8 protein-coding genes are annotated in these 22,470 nt (G+C 64.6%); 1 reads left to right on the top strand and 7 read right to left on the bottom strand.

What is annotated here, in order from left to right; genetic code table 11:
• Nucleotides 1-2: 2 nt before the first annotated feature.
• The 7 genes from radC to QZ613_RS11355 form a co-directional block, all read right to left on the bottom strand.
• Nucleotides 3-602 carry a DNA repair protein RadC gene (radC, locus tag QZ613_RS11380; protein WP_291982491.1) on the bottom strand — a complete coding sequence of 200 codons (600 nt, stop codon included), beginning with the start codon at nt 600-602 and terminating at the stop codon, nt 3-5.
• 83 nt (nt 603-685) lie between these two features.
• Nucleotides 686-1,630: a DUF1738 domain-containing protein gene (locus tag QZ613_RS11375; protein WP_291982489.1), complete on the bottom strand. Its 945-nt coding sequence runs from the start codon at nt 1,628-1,630 to the stop codon at nt 686-688.
• Nucleotides 1,593-1,859, bottom strand: a complete 267-nt coding sequence (locus tag QZ613_RS11370) for a hypothetical protein (protein ID WP_291982487.1) — start codon at nt 1,857-1,859, stop codon at nt 1,593-1,595. The genes QZ613_RS11375 and QZ613_RS11370 overlap by 38 nt, the downstream gene beginning before the upstream one ends.
• 13 nt (nt 1,860-1,872) lie before the next feature.
• Complete coding sequence (locus tag QZ613_RS11365; protein WP_291982485.1) at nt 1,873-2,955, bottom strand: primase-helicase zinc-binding domain-containing protein; 1,083 nt, start codon at nt 2,953-2,955, stop codon at nt 1,873-1,875.
• 907 nt (nt 2,956-3,862) lie between these two features.
• Nucleotides 3,863-18,763: an Ig-like domain-containing protein gene (locus QZ613_RS11360; protein WP_366144461.1), complete on the bottom strand. Its 14,901-nt coding sequence runs from the start codon at nt 18,761-18,763 to the stop codon at nt 3,863-3,865.
• A gap of 812 nt (nt 18,764-19,575) precedes the next feature.
• The gene (locus tag QZ613_RS21150; RefSeq protein WP_366144457.1) at nt 19,576-20,049 is read right to left on the bottom strand and encodes an LEPR-XLL domain-containing protein; all 474 of its coding nucleotides are present in this window, start codon (nt 20,047-20,049) and stop codon (nt 19,576-19,578) included.
• Between the two features lie 147 nt (nt 20,050-20,196).
• A complete protein-coding gene (locus QZ613_RS11355; protein WP_291982481.1) occupies nt 20,197-20,712 on the bottom strand; it encodes a PEP-CTERM sorting domain-containing protein in 516 nt (171 codons plus the stop codon).
• Nucleotides 20,713-21,008: 296 nt separating this feature from the next.
• Here QZ613_RS11355 and QZ613_RS11350 point away from each other — a divergent pair, with 296 nt between their 5' ends.
• Complete coding sequence (locus tag QZ613_RS11350) at nt 21,009-22,109, top strand: LuxR C-terminal-related transcriptional regulator (protein WP_291982479.1); 1,101 nt, start codon at nt 21,009-21,011, stop codon at nt 22,107-22,109.
• Nucleotides 22,110-22,470: the final 361 nt, after the last annotated feature.

Raw genomic sequence — 22,470 nt, 5'->3', positions numbered from 1 at the left:
GGTCAGATCAGCCCCCGCTCTGCGAAGGACATGACTGCGGTATCGGCCACGATAAAGTGGTCGAGCACCCGGATGTCGACGAGCGCCAAGGCGTTCTTGAGCTCGCTGGTCAGCAGCTCGTCGGCGCGTGACGGCTCGGGATGCCCCGAGGGATGGTTATGCGCCAGGATGACGGCACTGGCATTCAGCCTCAGGCCGGCTTTGACCACTTCCCTGGGGTAGACCGACGTCTGGGTCACCGTCCCGCGAAAGAGCTCGATCCCGGCGATCAGCCGGTTCTGCCCATCGAGCCACAGCGCGACGAAACTCTCGTACTCCTGCCCGCCAAGAAACAGACGCAGGTAATCGCCAACCGCCGTCGGTGAAGACAAGCTGACAGGCGATTCCGTAAGCTCTTCCGCCAGGGCGCGCCGAAGGAGTTCCCGGGCCGCCATCAGTCGGTCAGGCACGGCATAGGGAAGAAGCTCCTGTGCCGTGCCAAGGGTAGCGGTCTGCCGAGGCGCGCGCAGCCCGAAAAGCTCGGCCAGCGAGCGGGTGGCGAGCAACGCTGCCTCGTCGCCGAGTACGATCGAAAGGAGTTCGCGATTGCTTGAATGGATCATCTGGGGTACCTCCAATAGAAAAACGGGGCGGCACCCTCCCCTTGCGGGACGATGCGCGCCCCGCGGGGTTCAAAGATTGCGGCTTAATCCGTTAAGGTTGGCTGGCTAACGGGTCGGCCGGCTTCGAGAATCTTCTGGCTGGCGCTGAAGATCCGCTGTGCCGATCTTTCCGGGAGCTGACCGTTTTTGAGCCACGACTGGATATAACCTCGCGACTCATCACGGCCTGGCAACTCGAGGATCGAACACAGGAGAAAGGCCACGCCTTCGGCCTCGGCTTCGCGAACACTTCTTGGCGTCGACGGGGCGTCATGGCAGTCGCCTTCCAGGGTGTGCCCGAGAACGACGTGAGCCATCTCGTGAAAACGCGTTGAGTGGGGATGCTCGGCCAACTGACTGACCGCGATGCGGCGCTGAACCGCATAGCCCTCGACGTTGCCGTCCAGGTAATCGAAGTGCTCCTGCGTGATGTCCAGCGCGGCCAAAGCCGCTTCGGCATCCCAATGGGGCGATTCGACAGGCTCGGCGTAGGCCTCACCTTCGGTCTGCTCCAGGCTGAACCAGCGCGGCGCGAGTTTGAAGCGCGTAAATACCTCTTCGCTGCCGCCGGCATCGCCGGAGTCGTCAGAAACCGCGTTCGTGCCGCGACGTTTGACGGTGATCGGCATCCACAGCGAGAGTGCTTTCTGTCCCTTGCAGACGGACCGACCCAGGGCTTTCCAGCGACTGAAGCTCGCGATGGGCGACAGGGGCAGGCACTTTTGACGGAGCTGGACGGCCGCCAGGATCTGGTTGCCGACGCTGAAGCGGTGAAACCGGCGGAAAGCCTGACTGACGATCCCGGGCTCGGTGAGGGCCTGTTCGAGAAGGGGTGTGAATTTGTCGTACATGGTGCCTCCAGTAAAAAACGGGAAGGCACCGTCCCCGTCGGGGAGCGATACACTCCCCGTGGGATGGAAAAATCGGCCAAGGCCGGGTAAGTCTGCTGCGTTAGCAGCGGCTGATTGATGAGCCTGCGGAAAGGGCAAATTTCCGTGCCTCGACGGCATGCGGGCCGAGAAACCTGGCGCGTGTACCGTCCGGTTGACGAACGAGGATTCGGCCGACGACGAGGATCTGTTGTCGCACACCGATGTCCCCATCGAAACGGGTTTGCAGGTATTGCCGGTAGTCGCCCTGCCATCCGACTGGCGGTGCGAAAGGCCCGAAACCGCCTGGCTGGGTAGTGATCCGGCTGAAGTCGATGAAGCCGTACATGGTCACCTCCTCGTCAGGCGGCCCGGGTGAGCGCCTTGTCGACGCTGCCGAGCGTGGGAAAACCTGCTTTCCCTGCGAGATTGAACACATCGAGCCAATCGACCCCTTTTTGGCCGTCGGGAATCGTGAGCGCTGGCGCAATCGCACCGGCTTGAATCCCCATGGCCCAGAGCCGAGTCACCAATGCCCTCGCCGCTTCCTGTCCGTGTCCGGACGGGTGCTGTCGCGACGGCCGGTCCTTGTCGGCGAAGACCAGAACCTGGCGCACTCCTGGAGGAGGAACAAAGGTTTCCAGAAGATGGGCATTTCCGGTCGCCCAGGCGGGCAGACCGGTGGCTTCGATGACGGCAAGCGCGGTTTCGATGCCCTCGGTCACCGCCAGGCGACTCCCGGGAGCAATCAACCGAATGGCGCCGCCGGTTAGCTGTCGCGCCGAGGGATGGCGCATCAGCTTCTTGGGCGCGTCAACCGGCGCCTTGTGGCCATCGACCGTCAGGTAGGTGCGATGGAGAGTCACTGCATCGCCCCCCTGCCCGGTGACCTGGGCGAGGATGGCTGGATGGCGCCCCACGAGACACCGATCGGCGTAGTAACCCAGCTCGGGATGAAAACGCAGGGTTTGTGGCGACGTTGCCGACAGACCGCGCCGCGCCAGGTAAAGTCGCGCCGGCTCGGCTTGCGGGTGCGTCAGCGGGAGGGATTCCCGCCAAGTGCGATTGAGGTGTTCGCGGCGGGTGGCGTCGTCGGACGTACCACTTGCGACCGACGGCCATTGCCTGTGCGTGCTGCTGACGGGCTGGCCGCCGACATGCTCGGCCACTTCGCGGATCGTGCGACTGAAATCCCAGTCGTTGACCCACATCAGCAAAGACAAGCCGTCGGCAAAAAAGCCGCAGGTGTTGCAGACGCCACCGCCGGTTTGATCGACGTCAGGAAAAACCCGAAAGCCATCCCGACCACCATGGACCGGACAAGGGACATGCTTCCCTCGCCGCTCCACAGCCTCTTTCAACGCCGGCGCCAGATCGGGCAGGACCCGCTCCCAGCGCCCGCGTGCGTCCTCCTTGACGCTCTGTGTTTGATAAGCCTGTTTCATTGCAGGTGCCTCCATGGAATGTCCCGGTCGGGACCTTCCGAAGCACCCCATGCCGGGATCCTGGGGAAGGCCACGGCAAGGCCGGTTGGAACGTTCCGCTCGGCATGAAGGTAGCCCTGCCGGGATACGCTTCCCCGGCGGGGTCATGATGCTGTTTGTTTTTTCGTGGCCAGCTACCACACATCCATCCTGCGCCTTACGGTGCGGGATCGAAACTCAATGGGCTGTTCGCAGGAGGCTCACCGAACCCCCTCCGAAAAGCCCCGGCACGGCGGCCGGGGAAAGTGCTGCAGGGGAGGAAACAGCTACGATGTTACGCAGACACTTCGGTCTACGGCGGGCGAAATGCGTCCTGATAGGATCGAATTCGACAGAGCGTCTCGGTACGTAAGGACGAACGGCGCGGTTGAATGCGCTTTCCAACGACCTCGCTTTGCCAGCAGCAGGGAATGGCGTTAGCGGCGGCGTAAAACCGCACAAATTTGGTGGCGGAATCTTGCGGCGATGAGCACCAGCGTGAGCGACAACAATCAGCGTCCGGTGTTTGCTTTGAAGCGGGCATTCGGCACGAGGCGCTCTACGTCTGGTCGTCGGCCAGAGCCGCCATTCGTAGAACGATAATCCTATGACGAGCAAGACGGCTCCGAATGTCTGCTTCTGAGAGTCTTCGTTGGCCAGTCCCGACCTGGCGAAGTTTCGGAACAAAGCTTTTCCCCCCAGTGGAAACCGGATCGTAGAACGACGCAAGCGCGCCACTTGGTGTCTTGAAGGTGATGATCCGGCACCCGAGAACGCCTCCGCAGTCGATGGCCTGCAGAGCGTAAGCGAAGGCCGCCCCCGGCGCCCGGGGGCTACGGACAGCGTTAACGGCGGAAGCGCCAAGCGCTGGTTTTCACCGTCCGCTCGCCTACCCCAGTACTGCCCTTATGGTCGCGTCGATCGAACCATAAGTCAGGTTGTATCCGATGCCCGGAGTCCCGTCGGCGTCATCCACCCCGACAAACTGGCCAGCACGGGCGTCGTAGCTTAGGAAGGCGAACTCAGCTCCGAGTGACGGCACGAAGCCGCCGCTCAAAAACACCCTGACCATGCCGTCTAGCGCAAGCGATCCGCTCGAGGAAAACCGTCCGATCTCGCTCGCCAATGATCCACCAAACACCACCTCAAGGATCGACGCCGGAGCCATCGTGACCGTACCCGAGACTTGTATCCGGGCGCCTGCGGCTACACGAATTGTTGCCGCATTGTTGAAGGTGGTGGTCGATATTGTGACCGTCCCGTCCGCAGCTTCGATGGACCCGGAATTGGTAAAACTGGTGCCGCCGGCGCTCAGATTGCCTCCAGCGGTGATTATCTCCGCCCCGGCCTGGTTGCTGATGTTCTCCGCAAGCACATCGAGCGTTGCTCCGTTGGCCGACTCTATCGTTCCGGCGTTGGTCACCCGTGTCAGGCTGGTGCCGTCGCCGAGCTGCAGGTTGCGTCCGCTGATGTCGGCCCGGATGGTGCCCTCGTTGACCAGTTCCATGGCTTCGCCGAAGCGGTGCGCGCCGCCGATGGTTCCGAAGCCTCCGCGCAGCAGCACGTTGGAGCCGAGCGTGAGCGTACCGGCGGTTTGCATTTCCAGATAGCCATAAAACCGGCTGTCACTGCTCAGGAAAGCGATGGTGGCATTGCCGTCGAGACGTTGCGTACCCTCAAAAGCCATCGAGCTTTGGAGCCCCAGGGTCGCCGTGCCGTTGAGAACCAGGTCCTTGACCCGCAGCACTGCGTCGCTTTCAGAGAGGTTCAGGTCGCCATTGACCGTGATACCAAGGAGGCGGTTGTTGGTGTTGTTGCTGATCACCAGGGCGCTGTCGAGATTCAGCGTGCCGCCCTCAATGACGCCGCCGTTGAGTACCCAACTGCCCGGTGTCGCACCCAGGGTCAGCGTCGAGCCCGTGTTCTCCACCAGGCCACGGAAATTGACCACGCCACCCGTCGAGACAAAACCACCAAAGCCGGTGGTATCGAAGTTGCTGTACAGATTGAACGTGCCACCGCTGATGGCGAACTGGCCGCTGCCGTTGCTGCCGATGGCAGAGAGCACTTCCGCCACCACGCTAAGGGAGCCATCATCGACGCCGATCGTTCCGGCGTTGGTCACCCGCGTCAGGCTGGTGCCGTCGCCGAGCTGCAGGTCGCGTCCACTGATGTCAGCCCGGATGGTGCCCTCGTTGACCAGATCCATCGCCTCGCCGAAGCGCCGCGCGCCGCCGATGGTTCCGAAGCCTCCACGCACCAACACGTTGGCGCCGAGCGTGAGCGTACCGGCGGTTTGCATTTCCAGATAGCCATAAAACCGGCTGTCACTGCTCAGGAAGGCGACGGTGGCATTGCCGTCGAGACGTTGCGTACCCTCGAAGGCGATCGAACCGTTCCAACCCAGGGTCGCCGTGCCGTTGAGAACCAGGTCCTTGACCCGCAGCACTGCGTCGCTTTCAGAGAGGTTCAGGTCGCCATTGACCGTGATACCAAGGAGGCGGTTGTTGGTGTTGTTGCTGATCACCAGGGCGCTGTCGAGATTCAGCGTGCCGCCCTCAATGACGCCGCCGTTGAGTACCCAACTGCCCGGTGTCGCACCCAGGGTCAGCGTCGAGCCCGTGTTCTCCACCAGGCCACGGAAATTGACCACGCCACCCGTCGAGACAAAACCACCAAAGCCGGTGGTATCGAAGTTGCTGTACAGATTGAACGTGCCACCGCTGATGGCGAACTGGCCGCTGCCGTTGCTGCCGATGGCAGAGAGCACTTCCGCCACCACGCTAAGGGAGCCATCATCGACGCCGATCGTTCCGGCGTTGGTCACCCGCGTCAGGCTGGTGCCGTCGCCGAGCTGCAGGTCGCGTCCACTGATGTCAGCCCGGATGGTGCCCTCGTTGACCAGATCCATCGCCTCGCCGAAGCGCCGCGCGCCGCCGATGGTTCCGAAGCCTCCACGCACCAACACGTTGGCGCCGAGCGTGAGCGTACCGGCGGTTTGCATTTCCAGATAGCCATAAAACCGGCTGTCACTGCTCAGGAAGGCGACGGTGGCATTGCCGTCGAGACGTTGCGTACCCTCGAAGGCGATCGAACCGTTCCAACCCAGGGTCGCCGTGCCGTTGAGAACCAGGTCCTTGACCCGCAGCACTGCGTCGCTTTCAGAGAGGTTCAGGTCGCCATTGACCGTGATACCAAGGAGGCGGTTGTTGGTGTTGTTGCTGATCACCAGTGCGCTGTCGAGATTCAGCGTGCCGCCCTCAATGACGCCGCCGTTGAGTACCCAACTGCCCGGTGTCGCACCCAGGGTCAACGTCGAGCCCGTGTTCTCCACCAGGCCACGGAAATTGACCACGCCACCCGTCGAGATGAAACCACCAAAGCCGGTGGTATCGAAGTTGCTGTACAGATCGAACGTGCCGTCGCTGATGGCAAACTGGCCGCTGCCGTTGCTGCCGACGGCAGAGACCACTTCCGCCACCACGCCAAGTGCGCCACCATCGACGCTGATCGTTCCGGCGTTGGTCACCCGTGTCAGGCTGGTGCCGTCGCCGAGCTGCAGGTTGCGTCCGCTGATGTCGGCCCGGATGGTTCCCTCGTTGACCAGTTCCATGGCTTCGCCGAAGCGCCGCGCGCCGCCGATGGTTCCGAAGCCTCCACGCACCAACACGTTGGCGCCGAGCGTGAGCGTACCGGCGGTTTGCATTTCCAGATAGCCATAAAACCGGCTGTCACTGCTCAGGAAGGCGACGGTGGCATTGCCGTCGAGACGTTGCGTACCCTCGAAGGCGATCGAACCGTTCCAACCCAGGGTCGCCGTGCCGTTGAGAACCAGGTCCTTGACCCGCAGCACTGCGTCGCTTTCAGAGAGGTTCAGGTCGCCATTGACCGTGATACCAAGGAGGCGGTTGTTGGTGTTGTTGCTGATCACCAGTGCGCTGTCGAGATTCAGCGTGCCGCCCTCAATGACGCCGCCGTTGAGTACCCAACTGCCCGGTGTCGCACCCAGGGTCAACGTCGAGCCCGTGTTCTCCACCAGGCCACGGAAATTGACCACGCCACCCGTCGAGATGAAACCACCAAAGCCGGTGGTATCGAAGTTGCTGTACAGATCGAACGTGCCGTCGCTGATGGCAAACTGGCCGCTGCCGTTGCTGCCGACGGCAGAGACCACTTCCGCCACCACGCCAAGTGCGCCACCATCGACGCTGATCGTTCCGGCGTTGGTCACCCGTGTCAGGCTGGTGCCGTCGCCGAGCTGCAGGTTGCGTCCGCTGATGTCGGCCCGGATGGTGCCCTCGTTGACCAGTTCCATGGCTTCGCCGAAGCGGTGCGCGCCGCCGATGGTTCCGAAGCCGCCGCGCACCAACACGCTGGGACCCAGCGTGAGCGTACCCGCGGCCTGCATCTCCAGGTAGCCATAGAACCGGCTGTCGCCGCTGACGAACGCGATCGTGGCATTGCCGTCGAGACGTTGCGTGCCTTCGAAAGCCATCGAACTGTTGCGGCCCAGACTTGCTGTGCCGTTCAAGACCAGATCCTTGACCTGCAGAAAAGCGCCGCTGCCACCACTGATGTCGAGATCGCCATTGACCGTCACACCGACCAGCCGGTTGTTCAGATTATTGGTAACGACCAGCGATCCGCTCACGTTCAGCGTGCCGCCCTCGATCGTCGCCCCCTGCAGCTGCCAGCTGCCCGGCGTCGCCCCCAGGGTCAGCGTCGAACCGGTGTTATCCACCGCGCCGTAGAACTGCACGGCGCCGCCGCTGTGCGTGAAACCGCCAAAGCCGGCCGTTGCCCAGCTGCCCAGGAGCCGCAACGTGCCGCCTTCGATGGCCATCGTCCCGGTGCTGCTGATCCAGTTGCTGGTGCCGATATCCAGGAGATAGCCGGTTGCACCCGACCGCACCACGCCGGTATTGACAAAGGTCGCGGCATTCGCGGAGAGATGGCCGCCATCGGTGGTCTCGACCAATCCCGCGTTGCTGAAGCTGGTGCCGCCGATCTGGAGGGTGTACCCGGTGTCGGCCCGGATGGTGCCCTCGTTGACCAGTGCCATCGCCTCGCCGAAGCGATACGAGCCACCGATGATCCCGTAGCCGCCGCGCACCAGTACATTAGGTGCGAGCGTAAGCGTGCCTGCGGCTTGCATTTCCAGGTAACCATACTGATACCTGTCAAAACTCCCGAATGCGATCGTGGCATTGCCGTCAAGGCGTTGCGTGCCTTCGAAAGCCATCGAACTGTTGCGGCCCAGACTTGCTGTGCCGTTCAAGACCAGATCCTTGACCTGCAGAAAAGCGCCGCTGCCACCACTGATGTCGAGATCGCCATTGACCGTCACACCGACCAGCCGGTTGTTCAGATTATTGGTAACGACCAGCGATCCGCTCACGTTCAGCGTGCCGCCCTCGATCGTCGCCCCCTGCAGCTGCCAGCTGCCCGGCGTCGCCCCCAGGGTCAGCGTCGAACCGGTGTTATCCACCGCGCCGTAGAACTGCACGGCGCCGCCGCTGTGCGTGAAACCGCCAAAGCCGGCCGTTGCCCAGCTGCCCAGGAGCCGCAACGTGCCGCCTTCGATGGCCATCGTCCCGGTGCTGCTGATCCAGTTGCTGGTGCCGATATCCAGGAGATAGCCGGTTGCACCCGACCGCACCACGCCGGTATTGACAAAGGTCGCGGCATTCGCGGAGAGATGGCCGCCATCGGTGGTCTCGACCAATCCCGCGTTGCTGAAGCTGGTGCCGCCGATCTGGAGGGTGTACCCGGTGTCGGCCCGGATGGTGCCCTCGTTGACCAGTGCCATCGCCTCGCCGAAGCGATACGAGCCACCGATGATCCCGTAGCCGCCGCGCACCAGTACATTAGGTGCGAGCGTAAGCGTGCCTGCGGCTTGCATTTCCAGGTAACCATACTGATACCTGTCAAAACTCCCGAATGCGATCGTGGCATTGCCGTCAAGGCGTTGCGTGCCTTCGAAAGCCATCGAACTGTTGCGGCCCAGACTTGCTGTGCCGTTCAAGACCAGATCCTTGACCTGCAGAAAAGCGCCACTGCCGCTGATGTCGAGATCGCCGTTGACCGTCACACCCACCAGCCGGTTGTTCAGATCGTTGGTAACGAGGATGTTTTTGCCCACGTCAATGTCCAACGTCGCTCGCGAAAGAGTCCCGCCACTAAGGGTGATTGACTGATGCGCGGCTATAACGTGATCCACCACGACCGTCGTCGAGATATTGAGCGGATTGAAGGTCTCGAGCCCCTGCAAGCGAACGGGCGCGCCGCTCAAGTTGATTGGCGCACCGGGGGCACCGTTGATCAGTACCACGTCGATGGCATCCGGCACCCGGCCCAGATCCCAGTTGTCAGGGTTATTCCAGTCGCCGCCCGCCGGGGCCACCCATTCGACCGTCGCTTCGGAGATCTCAAAAGCGCTGATGATCTGTCCTGCGTTACCGAATGTGTTGCCTGCACGGTCGGTGACCACGTCGCCATCGATAACGAGACGGTAACTGCCTTGCGCCAGCGTCGGCAGGGTCATCGTCACGACTTGGCCACCGGCACCGAGGGCTATGTCGACGGGGCGAATGGCGTTGCTGCCCGCGTCAAGCAAGCGGAAGTGGTCGGCGGTGATTCCGGCAGCGTCGAGCGCCTCGCTGAAGCGCAGGCGCACGGTGCGGAAGGACTGGGCGTGGCGCGACCCGTCGGCGACGTTGCTGGCAACGATCGTTGGCGCAAAGGTATCGGGGACAAGGTCGACGACGAGGGCGTTTGAAAGCGTCGTGTTACCGCCCGTATCGGTTGCCCGCGCTTGAATCGTGGCGGTGGTCGTGGCCGCCAGGGTGGGCAGCGCGACGGTCGCGCTCCAGGGGAAGGAGACGTCGTTGGCGACCACCTGACCGTCGAGCAGCAACTCGACGTTGCGTACCTGCTGGTCGTCGCCGACTGCGAGCTTGACGTTGATCAGCGAGCCTTCGAGTGCCTGAATTCCTGGCGTTGCCGGGTCGCGGTCGGCCTTCGGCGCACTGAGGGTAATCGTCGGCGCCTGTCCCTGGTTGTCGAACGGCAGGTAGTTGACCACGTGCAGGCCACCCGTCCCGCCGGCTACGAAGGCGATGCCGGCGCCGATTGCAATGTCGAAGGGACGCGCCGGCAGGTCGATGCGGGTCAGGAAGGCGCCGGTGTTGGTTGGGTCGCGGAGATCGACGACGTCGAGCCCGGAGCGCCAGGCAGGGAAGAAGTTGAGCTGGCCAACGGCGATGCCCAAGCCGGAGCCGTTGGCGATGATCGCCTCGCCTTCCAGGTTGTTGTTGTCCACGTCGCTGAGCAGGGTCATCGCCGTGGGGTCCGCGACGTCGGCGGTGACGAAGCCGCCGAAGTTGCCGTCGCCCGCGCCAACGTAGGCGATGCCGTCGCCGACGAAGAGTTTTCCGCTCGCGGTGGGCAGGTCGAGGCTGCTCAGCACGGACATCGACAAGCCCGAGATGTCAACGGCGTGCAGCGCGCGGTTCGCATCAAGCGCGAAGAGCGTAGCGCCGTCGCGCGCGAGTGAGGTGATGTTCGCCGATCCGAGCGCCAACACCTGGAGCAACTCGCCGGTGAGCAGGCTGTAGGCTTCGATGCCCCAGTTCGCGGCAGCATAGACGATACCATTCGCCGCCTCGACCTGGACGGCGGGGATGTTGATCGTTTGCGTGCGTACCGGTGTGGTTGCATCGGAGACATCGACGAGGTGCAGCGCTGAGCTAGCCGCCACGGCGGCGATGTTGAGACGTGCATCGAGCGCGACGTCGACGGCGTCGCCGGCGAGATCAAGCTGACCCAGGACGAGCGGCCGCTGGAAGCGCGAGGCATCGACGATCGCCAGGCCGTAGCTGCCGGTGGCGACGTAGGCGGTCTGGATTCCGGCGCTGGCGGTTGAGCCTTCGAGGGTGACTGCTTTGGCCTGGCCTTGCAGCGGGAGGGCGGCGACGATGCCGGTGGGTAGGGCTCGCCCGCCAAGAGGATCCGTTCCTTGTCGAATCTCGGCAAGGTCACTTATGCCATCGGCGTCGGTATCGCTTGCATTGACACCGGTGCCTAGGATCCATTCGGCACTGTCGTCCAAGCCATCCCCATCCGAGTCGTATGCCGTGCTGGGACCCAAGATGATAGCCGGCATATCGAACTGCTGACCAGAAGGCGGCGTAACGAAATCGCTGACGCCCACTTCCAGGCTGTCGACGTTAACAACCCATTGGCGGTACGGTGTATTGGGAGAAAGCGTTACACCATCCCAACACAGAGGGTCACCTGCGTTGATGTCGACTGCATTGCGGATGATGAGCCCGGAGGCAAGGTTTTCGATTGCAAAGGCGAATCGCCCCCCCGCCGGTACAATGTTCGAATCTACACTGCCCAGATTGACACGATCTAGCACTAGCGAGCCTAGGGCGAACGGGGATGGCGCGCGAAGCATAAGCGTGAATTGGCCATCACCTACGACTGCACGATAGACCAAGCCTCTAACCTCGTTCGCTCGCGTGCTAACGTTGCCCCGCAGTTCTCCTTCCAGAGTAACCTGGACCAGGTTTCGTGCGGAGGCCGAATCACCGAGGGTAATCATCACGTCATAGATCCCGTTTGGCACGTCGACCAGAAACGTTGCCTCGGTTGATTCAATGAAGTCGCGAGTTGTGTCTCCGTAGTGAGAGAGTGAACCCCTATCGACCCCGTGGACAGTGGCGGTGGTTGCGGGATCCCAACCGAAACCCCGAATGCTGGAGTAGAGGGCTTCTGGCGTAATCCCAACGAATCCATTCGCGACTGGAGAGGGCACGGTCCCAAAGTCGCCTGCAAACGCATAACTGGCGGCGACAGGGTCGACTGCGGCTTCGGCAGGACTGATTGCACCTCCGACCACGGCGTGATCTGTCATCAACGTAAACGGGAGGGGTCTCGCGCCGACTACGATGTCTGCCGCAGTTAGGTCAACCTCATAGCCTATGTCAGCCATGCTCGCTATTGTCACGTTACTAATCAGACCCCGCCCCCCTGGTGTTCCCTCTGGAGTCATGATTTCATTGGGACTTCGAAAGTTAGTCTCGCTCCAGTGTTTTAGGTCGGGCGCCAAGGGTATGGGGCCACCATATGTTTCCATGGCATTGGACCCGATGAACGAACCGTTGACTAACATGAGCCCATCGTCTCGGAAGCGCCACACCTTGTTCATACCGAAGCCCAGTGCGTGGCCAATCTCGTGGAGTGCTACCTCTTCCAGAAAGTCGGTGCTCAACGGGGACACGAATTGGCTGATGAAGTCCCGCTTGAAGTAGATGGCGGAGCGAAACGGTAGCGCCGAGCCGTCACGGAGTTCGATTGGGCCCCCAACCGCAACAGTCCAGTCGCTCGCATTCGGCAGACTGTCCACGACGTTTACGTCGATGGAAATGTCATCAACGAACCCGCGGTCATTTGACGGGACATCGGGAAGGTCTCCGGTAATGGCACGAGCCCATCGTGTAGCGGCGCGATTGATCGCTTGCTCTTGCTCGGGGAGAAAGATGTAAGCGGTAGGAAATGGCCAGTTCAGTTGAATCTGAAATCCAGGCTTGCTGTTTCCGAGCGCTGCGTACCCAAATACTGTATTCGGCCCAGAACCTGCGCTGCTAGAGCTTGCTCCAGAGCCAGGTCCAAGTGCCCCTCCCGGGAGAGATGGGCTTGACGATCTCTTCGGGTAGTCGCTTCGTCCCGTGGCGCTTGGTGGCGCCACCCCATGCCATCCCGGCTTAGTTATCCCCATCCCCGAATCGGTCGTCACCGACTTCCCGTCTGCCGAAACGGTCGCCGTCCCCTCGATCACCAGTCGCCCAGTCGTATGATCGAAGCTCAGAAAGTTCAACTTCGTCCCCGGCGCCGCATTGAACACATTCGGGAAGGTGATCTGCAGCGGCGTCGCGAACGCCGCCACGCCCGGCGCCTGGATCGTGATGTCGAAGGTATGCTGCAGCACCCCTGGCGGCAGCATGTCCCGCACCAACTCGGGTGGCACGGTGCTGATCCCGACCTGCCCGCCGCTCATCACATTCCCGTCGGCATCGATCAGCGTTCCCGGCTGCACTTCGAGCTTGAGGTGCGCGCGCTGCTCGTCGGTTAGATTCGGTGCCGAGGCCGCATCGACGCCGATGTCGGTGGTCGTGCTGCCGCTCACCGTCTGCAGGATCGACGTCTGCAAGCGCGGCAAATAGACCTCCTGCCGCTCCTCGTTGGCCGCCATCGCTTCGCGCGTGCCCATACTGCCCATGACGGTGTTGTCGTAACCGACCTCGATCGTCAAATCGAGCACCATCTCGGGGTAGAACGCGCCGCTGGGCGCGTTGCTCGCCGTGAGGCCGTCGATGACCAGCTTGACGTTGCCGGCCGGCACCTGGTCGAGGTGGAAGAAACCATCGGCGTCGGTGTAGACGACGTTGCCTTCCAGTCCGAGAATGTAGACCTTGGCACCGGCAATCGGATTGAGGAAGACGTCATCCGCCGTGTGCAGCACGCCGTCGGCACCGGAGCGGATGTCGTCGAAGGTCATCGGCTTCAGGTCGTCGCCCGGGTCGAGCAGCCGGCCGGTGATCGTCGTCCCGGCGATCGGCGTGACGCTGACCGTCGTGAAGCGGTACACGAAGCTGCCGCCGGCCATGCCATCACCGTCGGCGTCGAGCACTTGGCCGCCGTCGGCTGCGCGGATGGTATCGCCGACGACGTGGACGCTGATCGTCGACGCGCCGGGCATCGGGTTCTGCAGGAACAGCCAGGCGAAGCTCCCGTCGACGGCGGGAACGATCGTCGCGGCGAGCCTGGCGCCAGTCGTGTCGGTGGCGTAGAAGTTGCTGCTGTTTAGAGTCGTCACGTCCACCGGCCGCGAGAAGAAGACCTTCGGCCGGAAGGTCGCGCCGACGTCATCGGCGCCGCTGCTCGGCGTCGCGCGGGTGATCGTCAGCGGGATCAGTTCGGGCAGCGTCAGGTTCAGCGTGCTCACCGCCCGGTTGCCCGCGGCGTCGGTCGCCTCGAGGGTCAGCGCATGCGTGCCCGTAGCGAGTTTCGCGAGATCGAAGGCCGTATCGAACTGGCCGGTCGTGGCGTCGAACGGCACCGGCATCGGCTGGCCGCCGTCGAAGGCGTAGGTGAGCCGGATCAGCGGCGAGCCGGTCGGATCGGCGCTGCCGGCGAGCCTGGAGGCAGCGCTCAGAGCGTCGCCATCGGCGAGGCTCGTCACGCCGATCGCCGGCGCTCGGGTATCGAGTGTGAAGTCGAGCGTGAGCGGCGCGCTGTGGTTGCCGCGCGCGTCGGTCGCGGTCAGCGTCAGGGTGTGCAAGCCGTCCGCCGAGCCGTCGAGGGCGAAGGCGGTTGCCAGCGTGAAGCGTCCTTCGCCGTCGAAGGCGATCGAAACCGGGCTGTCGGCGTCCAGCGCGCCTTCCAGCGTCACGACGCCGGACAGCGCATCGAGCACGCGACCACTGATTTCGATGTTGCTGGCGGTAACCAGCCCTTCGGCCTGGTCGAGCAGCAAGCGCGGCGCCTGCGTATCGGCGCCGGCAGCAAAGACATCGAGGACCTGTTGGCCCAGCGCGCGGCCAGCTGCCAGGCCGGCCTGGTTGCCGTACTCGAAGTGGATGCCGCCGTAGATGCGGCTGCGCCCGGCTTCCTCGGCAGCGTCATGGGTGCTGGCATAGCTGCGCTGAACGCCGGGGAGTCCGTCCGAACCGATGGTGAACGCGGCGTTCTGGCCGAAGGCGCTGGTGAGGATGGCGTCGGCTGCGCCGCTGTAGGTCGAATGCCCGGAAACGTACTCGGGGAACGGCGGGTTGATCAGCAGCGGCGTCCATTGTGCGTCGGCCGTGGTGGCGTCGTTGCCGTCGGCGTCGGCGGCGCGGATGGCGGTGATCGGCCGCCAGGCGCTGTAGTGGTACTTGGCGTCCCAGGCGGTGATCGTCGCATCGGCGAGCGCGACGTTGAGCTGGGCGAACAGGCGCGCGTTGGCGGCCAGGCTGTTGCCACTGGCAGCGGCCAGCGTCGCGGCGATGCGGTTCCAGTGGCCGGGTGGCGTCGCGGTGCCGGCGCCGTCGGCCCAGAAGAGTGCGCTCTCGGTCTGTTCGGCGCTGCGCGTGCTGTTGGTGGCGCTGCCCAGCGCCTTGACTTCGTTGAAATCGGCGGTGTAGGTCGCCGAATCAAGCGTCGGTGGCGGCGCCGGGCGGAAGTCGCTCGGGCTGCTCATCGCAAAGGGCTGCAGCGTCGCCCACTGCGGTAGCAGCGCGACCGCGTACATCGGCGCGGTGGCCTGCCACTGGCCGGGAAGCGTGCCGCCGTTGAAGTCGACGAAATCGTCGAAGCCGTCGCCCCGGCGCAGGGCGATGACGTCGTCGGCGATCGATCGGCCGAGCGCGATGGCGTCGGTCTTCGTCGCGCCATCGGCTATGCCGCCGAGTGCTGCAGCGAAGGCGGCCGCGAAGTTCGCCTGCTGCGCCGGGTAGAGGTAGGAAAGCAAGCGCTCGGCGGCGGCGGCGATCGCCGCTTCGAGCGACGCGCCGGCCGGCGCGCTGCGGCTGACGTAATAGCCGGGCGTGCCTTCGAAGGCGCTGACCGTATCGAGCACGGCGATGCTGAGCATCGCCAGGCCGCGGGTGGCGACCGGCGGCGTGCTGGCGTCGAGCTGGATCGCCGCCAGCGCGATGTCGTTCCACTGCAGCACGGCATCGCCGCTGGTCTGAGTGGCGCTGCGCTGGAGCAGCAGGCTGGTCTGCGCGGCGTTGCCGGCAGCATCGATCGCGCGCACGGTGATGCTGTTGTCGCCCAGCGCAAGTGGCACGTCGGGCAGGAAGAAACGGCCGCTGTTGCTGGCGACGCCGTTGGTGCTAGTTTCGAGCAGCAGCAGGTCGGCGTTGGCTTCGGTGCCGCCGACGAGCGTGACGCGGGCGGCTTCGGTCTCGCCGTCGCCGACGGCGCCGGTGTCAGAGGCCGGCGAGAGGCCAACGCTTGGCGCCGCCGGCGCCTGCGTATCGAGCGCGAAAACGACGCGGGTGGCCGCGGCGTTGCCGGCCGCGTCCTCGGCGCGCAGGCTCAAGGTGTAGTTGCCGTCGGGCAGCGCGCCGCCGTTGATCAGCGCCAGTCGTGGCAGGTCGAGGACGAAGCTGCCATCCGCCTGTACCGTGTCGAGCACGTCGACGAAGGTCGCTGGGTCGCTGCCGAAGCCGGCGCGCAGGACGCTCAGGGCCGTGTCGTCGGTGGCCACGCCGGCGATCGTCGCATCGCGCGTGATGCCGTCGCTGTTGCTGCGGCCGGTGTCGGTGCGCAGCGCAGCGGCAAGTACCGGTGCGACGGGGTCTTCGACCGTGGGGTCGACGCGGGTGACGGTCAGGTTTGCCTGGCCGGTATTGCCGGCGAGGTCGGTCAGTTCGATGGCGAGGGCATTGTCACCGGGAAGCAGCGGAAGGTCGGAGAACCCGAACGCGCCGCTGGCGTCGGCACGGGTCTGCCGATCGGGCGCGATCAGGCGGACGTCGGTGTCGGCCTCGGCCAGCCCGATCAGCGTCGCGACGCTCGCGCTGGTCTGCAGATCGCCGGGTTCGCCGGTGTCGGAGCCGGGGTCGAGACCGAAGCTCGTCAGCGGTGGCGCCACGGTATCCAGCACGAAGGCCAGATCGAAGGCCACCGAGCGGTTGCCGGCGGTATCCCCGGCCTGCAGGCGCAGGACATGCGCACCATCGCCCAGGCTGCCGCCAGCGAGGCCGTCGAGCTGCGACCGGGTGATCAGGAAATCGCCATTGCTGGCCAGCGCTGCACTGAGATCCCCATCGGCATCAGCGCCGGCCGCCGGGTCGAGCGCCGCCCACAGGCGGATGACGCCGTAGTTGTCGTCGGCACGGCCGCTGACCGTGGGGTCGTTGGTGATGCCGTCGCTCGCCGAACGGCCGCTATCGACCGCCAGCGCGGCGACCAGCGTCGGCGCCAGCGTGTCGCCCGCCTGCCCCTCGATACGCGTCACGTTGAGGCTGGCTGTGCTGCGGTTGCCGGCGGCGTCGCTTGCCGTAACGTCGAACATGTTGTTGCCCAGCGCCAGGGGAACCTGGGCAAAGCTGACGTTGCCCGTGTCGTCGGCGGCGAGCGTGCCGAGCAGGTTGCCGAGGCCATTGCGCAACTCGGTCAGCGCGTTTGCTTCGGTCGTGACGTTCAGCCGGACGCTGGCGTTCTCGGTGACGTTGTCTCCCAAGACGCCGCTGTCACTGTCCGGATGCAGGCTGACGACGGTGCCTTGCGGCGCCTGCGTATCGACCCGGATCTGCAGGCTGCCGAGCGCGCTCGGGTTGCCGGCGAGATCCACGGCCCGCGCGCTGAAGACGTGGTTGCCGTCGGCGAGCGGCTCGACCGTCACCTCGCCACCCGGCCCGGCGAGCGTGGCGATCGGCAAGCCGCCGAGAAAGAGCGTGATCTCGCTGTCAGCGTCCGCTGTGATCGCCAGCGTCGGCGTCGCGTCGTTGGTCAGATCGTCCGAGTCGCTGCGGCCGCTGTCGCTGCTGGCCAGCAGATCGATCGTCGGCGCCGCCGGCGCAGCGCTGTCGAGGCTGAAGGCCAGTTCGCCGATCTCCCCGGTATTGCCGGCGCTGTCGGCGGCCAGCACGCGCAGCGTGTGCTCGCCGTCGTCCAGCGTGCCGCCGTTGAGTAGCACCAGACGCGCCGCGTCCAGAGTGAAGCTGCCGTCACCCTGCAGAGTGTCAAGGATGCTGGTGAAGCCCGCCGGGTCACTGCCGAAGCCGGCGCGCAGCGAGGCAATCGCGCTTTCGTCGCTGACCGTGCCGGAGATCGTGGCGTCACGGGTCACACCATCGTTTGCGCTGGCGCCACTATCGTTGGCGAGTTGCAGCGTCACGACCGGGCCGGTGGTGTCGGGAGCGAGGCGGGTGAGCGTCAGATCGGCGAGCGCGTGGTTGCCGGCGGTATCGGTGGCGCGGGCGCTGAAGCGGTTCTCGCCAACGAGCAGCGCGATGGCCGAGAAACGGACGCTGCCGCTGGCGTCGGCAATGGCGTCGTCGAGCGTCTGCCCGCGCGCGTCGAGCAGTTCGACGCGGCTGCCGGGCTCACTGCTGACCAGCAGATCGACCGGCGAGGCGGTCGTCTGCTGGTCGCCGGGCTGGCCGGTATCGAAGGCCGGATCGAGTTCGAGGCCGACCGCCGGCGCGCTGCGGTCGAGCGTGAAGGAAAGCTCGGCCGGCGCCGAGCGGTTGCCGGCCGCATCCTCGGCGAACAGGCGGAGGGTGTGGCTGCCGTCGTTCAGGCTGCCGCCGGCGAGTCCGTCCAGCAGAACGGGCGTCAGCACGAAGCTGCCGTCGGCCTGCAGCGCGCTGCTCAGGTCGATCAGGGCCGGTGTGGCCGTGGCGTCGAGCGCCGCCAGCAGCCGGCTGACCGCGCCGGCATCGCTGGCTTGGCCGACGACGCTGGGGTCGCGCGTGATGCCGTCGCTGGCCGATGCGCCGCTGTCGTCGAGCAGACCGGCGACGAGCGTCGGCCCCGTCAGGTCGGGCGGCGTGCTGGCGAGCTGGCCGAGGCTGCCCGGGCTAACGAGGGCACCGTTGATGCGCACACTGGCCGGGAAGGCTGGGGCAACGACACGGGTATTGCCGGTCAGCTGCCCGCCGACGAGCAGTTCCTGAACGCGGTTGGTCGGGCTGCCGACCTGCTGGTCGTCGCCGTCGAAGTAGGTGCCGTTGCGCGGGTCGAGGCCGATGACGATCAAGCTGTCGTCGATGTCGCCGCTGACGCGCATGCGGGCCAGCGTGCCGGGGCCGAAGGCGTCGGCAGCGCTGCCCGTCCCCCCGAGGACCGCGTCACTGCCAAGGTTGGCGCCGATGCGCAGAATCATCCCCTGCAAGTTGCCGCCAACCTGCAGGATCTGCAGAGCGGCGGCCGCGAACTGGCCGGAAGCGTCGCCGCGAGTGGCGAGCTGGGTCAGCGGCGCGCTGATGTTGGCGCGCCAGTCGGCACGTGTGCTTTCGGCGTTGATGCTGTGCGCGCGGCCGCTGATCGACCACAGGCCGGCAATGGCGCCGCCGACCTGCACCGGGCCGAGGACAAAGCCGCTGGCGCCGATGCCCGCCAGGCGCAGGTCGCCGAGGGCGTCCTCATTGACGCTGAGGCTGCCCAGGCTGTTGCCTTCGAGGCTGGCGCCGGCGGACATCTCGGCGAGGCTCAGGCTGCCGATGGTGGTGAAGGTGGCGGCGCCCCTGAGGCTGGCGATCGGCGCGACGAGGCTGCCGAGAGGATTCGCGGCGGTGATTCCGGAGAGCATGACGCGGCCGTCGCCCCCGCTGCCGGCGAACTCGACGCGGCTGCTGGCGTCGGTGTCGCTGAGGGTCAGGTGGTAGCCATTGGCGCTCGCGTCGAGGCGGGCAACGCCGGGGCCGACGATGCTCAGGGTGAAGCGCGTGCCGTCGGCATCGGTCAGGTCAAGAGACGAAACCGGGCTGCGGCCGGGGAGTTGGCCGACCGCGAACTGGACGTCCAGGGGCGCGGTGGCCAGGCTCTGGTTGTTGGTCTCGTCGCTTTCCACGAGGCTGTTGTCGGGGTCGATGATGGCGATCAGGCGGTATTGGCCCGGCTTCGTAAGGTTGGCCAGGTCAAGGGCGACATTGATCGCATGGCTGCCCTGTGGCAGCTGGTCGGCGGCCACGTCGACCTGGCCGACAAGGGTGTCGGCGGTGTCGAGGTTGGCGTCGGTCGAGGCGTAGAAGGCGATGCGTACCGGGTTGGACAGTGCTTCGTTATCCGGGCGATGGACCTCGAACAGGGCACTGACGTTGTCACCGGGGAGCAGCGGGGTGGGGCCGCGTAGGCCAGGCTGCCGGCAGCCAGGTCCGCCGAGAGCAGGAGCCGGGGTTCGAGGGCTTCGAAGTGCAGGGTCGACGAGTTGGTCGGCTGCTCCCGTTTTGTGGCCCATTGCGCGCGGTGGCGCTTGATCCAGCTATCGAGCCAGCCGCTGACGCGGCGCAGAAGCGAGAAAAGCAGCGCGCTGATGCGGCGCCGACCGCGGACGTACTTTTGAGGCTGGCTCATGACTCGAATCCCCTGGGCTGCGGCCGGCAGCGACCGCGTGTGGCGATCTGGCGGATTTCTCCGCGCAATGACGAGAGACAAATGGCCGGATGGGCAACACTCGCGGCAGGTGTGGTGACGGTGCCGGCCGGTACAGCGGTAGCTCTTTCAGCAGAGACGTTTCTTCAAGTTGAGCAGGCCCAGGGCAACGCCGGCCAGCAGCAGGCTGCCGGGTTCGGGAACACCGTGCTGGTCGGGTAAGGTCGTGCGACCGATAGCCACGACATTGAAGAAGTCATCGACGACTTCGAATGGCTGGTCACCCGGGCGGCCGCTGCCCAGCCAGGTAAACTCGACGGTGAAGCGGAGATCGATGGGGCTAAGCACGGCCATTGCGTTGATGCCAAGCAGGCCGTCAGCAGGGAAGGCAGGATCAGGTTGCGTGAGCAGGCGGGACCATTCCCCAAGGTCAGGAGGCTCGGTCAGATCGAGGTCGGCGTAATCGACCGCGGGATAGAGGAGATTGATCCCCTCGGAAGAACCGAAGTTGCCGCTTAGCTGGTACGCGTAGGACCAGCGATTCGGTCCGGGGAAGACGGAGAGACCGTTTGCTTGGTAATTGATGGTAACGGCCTGCGCTGCCCCGCAGAGCAGCACCACTGACGCGACAAGCGCGCGGAACATCCACCCGATCCTGAACATTCTCGTGCCTCCCCCGTGTTTCCCCTTTTGAAAAGCCTTGATGATTCAGCGGTTGCCGACTCGCAGTCGCTCCTCACGACTTTCGGCCAACGGTTGCTGCGCTGACGAAGGAACCAGGGACTATCAGCACAAGCTGCGGCACCGACCATCGTGACCTGTGAATCTATCACCATGCTTTAACATAGGGAATCACTCGAAAGTGTGATTTTTTCTGTCGATTCCGCTCGCCCGCATCTATGATTTCTCGTGATAGACGATCGTCTCGTCGGGGGGATGGGATGAAGGGCATGCTTCGCCGCCAGCAGCAGCTACTGGACATCATCGAGCTGATCTACGACCGCGATGATTGTGGTCAGATGCTGACTTCGCTGTTTACGGGATTGCGGGAGTTGTTCGCGTTCTCCAGCGGTGTGCTATTGCCCATTGAGCCGAAAACGTTCGAACTGCAGGAGGCGTTCTGCTTCGATTGCCCGCCCGAGAACAATGTCCCCTATCTTCAGCACTACGCCGCGTTCGACCCTTACGCGCGCAGGGATCCCGGAACCCTGGTCCTCAACCAGACGGTGCGTCTCTCCGATGTGGCAAGCCCAGAGGAACTCGACCGTTCGGAGTTTGCCGATTTCATGCCAAAAGTGCCCTATCACCACGCGCTGGCTGCGGTTGTGGGCTTCGATGGGGAGCCGCTGGCTGCAGTCAGCGTGCACCGGCGCAAAGGTGAGAAGGATTTCGACCGGGACGAGGTGGCCATGCTCGATCGTATTGCGCCACACCTGGGGCGCGCGATTGCCTGGCGGCGCAGGGAGGCGAATCAGGCGACCTTTGCCAAGATCGGGATCCTGGTTTTCGGGGCGAGCGGCCAACTGCTGTTCATGAACGCGGTGGCGCAGCGCCTGATTCCGCAGGGAAGTGCGGCGGCGGTGTTGGGTGTTCTGCCCCCCGCAGGTTCGGCAAGCTTGCGCTTGGGGTGCCAGCGCTACCGCGTAAACCGCCTGCCCTGGCGTGCGGCGAGCTTGCTGACACGCTTTTCCCTGCAGGAAACCGGCGATGGCTTGGGTGACGGCAATGGCCAAAACGGCGCCGCCAGCGATCATTGGGCCGTGGCACAGCGCCAGGGTGCTCGATTGACGATCATTAGCCTGGAACCGTTTCGCCGACGCGAGGATATTCGCCGCCGCCTCAGCCACTACGGTTTGTCGCCGCGTGAATTGGAGATCACCGCACAAAGCCTGCTCAGTGGCCTGACCAACGCGCAGTTGGCCCAGCGCTGTTCTATCAGCGAAGATACGGTCAAGAGCCACTTACGGGAGGCCTACCGCAAGATCGGCGCAAGCAGCCGGATGGAGTTGCTGGTTGACTTGCTGGGGCTCGATAGTCAGTAGGCAGGGGACTTCGGCAGACGCTTCGGGACCAACACCCAGTGTTCGTGAGAGAGGCCGCTGACTAGCGAAGTCGCAACAACAACTTGGACCCGATTTCTGTGGGCCGCCAAACATTGAGGTTACTTCGTCGCCAATGCGGTGCTTCGGGCCGGGATCAGCGAACGCAAGAAATAGCGAAAGCGGACATTCAAAATGGGTATTCGGCGCGGAGAACCCGGTCCTTGCGAACGGCCGCTCTGGCCGAAGAGGAGTCATTGGAGCCGACCGCAAACCCGTCTTCTTTACGCGGCACAGCGGACGTTCGCGTCACGATTTGCGTCGCAGCACTTCGAACAGCTCTTGCCGACCCGCGGCAACCATC

The organism is Candidatus Accumulibacter sp. ACC005, assembly GCF_907163215.1.
Classification (GTDB): domain Bacteria; phylum Pseudomonadota; class Gammaproteobacteria; order Burkholderiales; family Rhodocyclaceae; genus Accumulibacter; species Accumulibacter regalis.
Note: the sequence above shows the minus strand (reverse complement) of the source record. Positions and strands in the feature narration are given on the sequence as shown.

Coding starts and splice junctions, on each gene's coding strand:
- radC (WP_291982491.1), bottom strand. CDS start 602: ATGATCCATTCAAGCAATCGCGAACTCCTTTCGATCGTACTCGGCGAC.
- QZ613_RS11370 (WP_291982487.1), bottom strand. CDS start 1,859: ATGTACGGCTTCATCGACTTCAGCCGGATCACTACCCAGCCAGGCGGT.
- QZ613_RS11365 (WP_291982485.1), bottom strand. CDS start 2,955: ATGAAACAGGCTTATCAAACACAGAGCGTCAAGGAGGACGCACGCGGG.
- QZ613_RS11360 (WP_366144461.1), bottom strand. CDS start 18,763: ATGCGCGTCAGCGGCGACATCGACGACAGCTTGATCGTCATCGGCCTC.
- QZ613_RS21150 (WP_366144457.1), bottom strand. CDS start 20,049: ATGAGCCAGCCTCAAAAGTACGTCCGCGGTCGGCGCCGCATCAGCGCG.
- QZ613_RS11355 (WP_291982481.1), bottom strand. CDS start 20,712: ATGTTCCGCGCGCTTGTCGCGTCAGTGGTGCTGCTCTGCGGGGCAGCG.
- QZ613_RS11350 (WP_291982479.1), top strand. CDS start 21,009: ATGAAGGGCATGCTTCGCCGCCAGCAGCAGCTACTGGACATCATCGAG.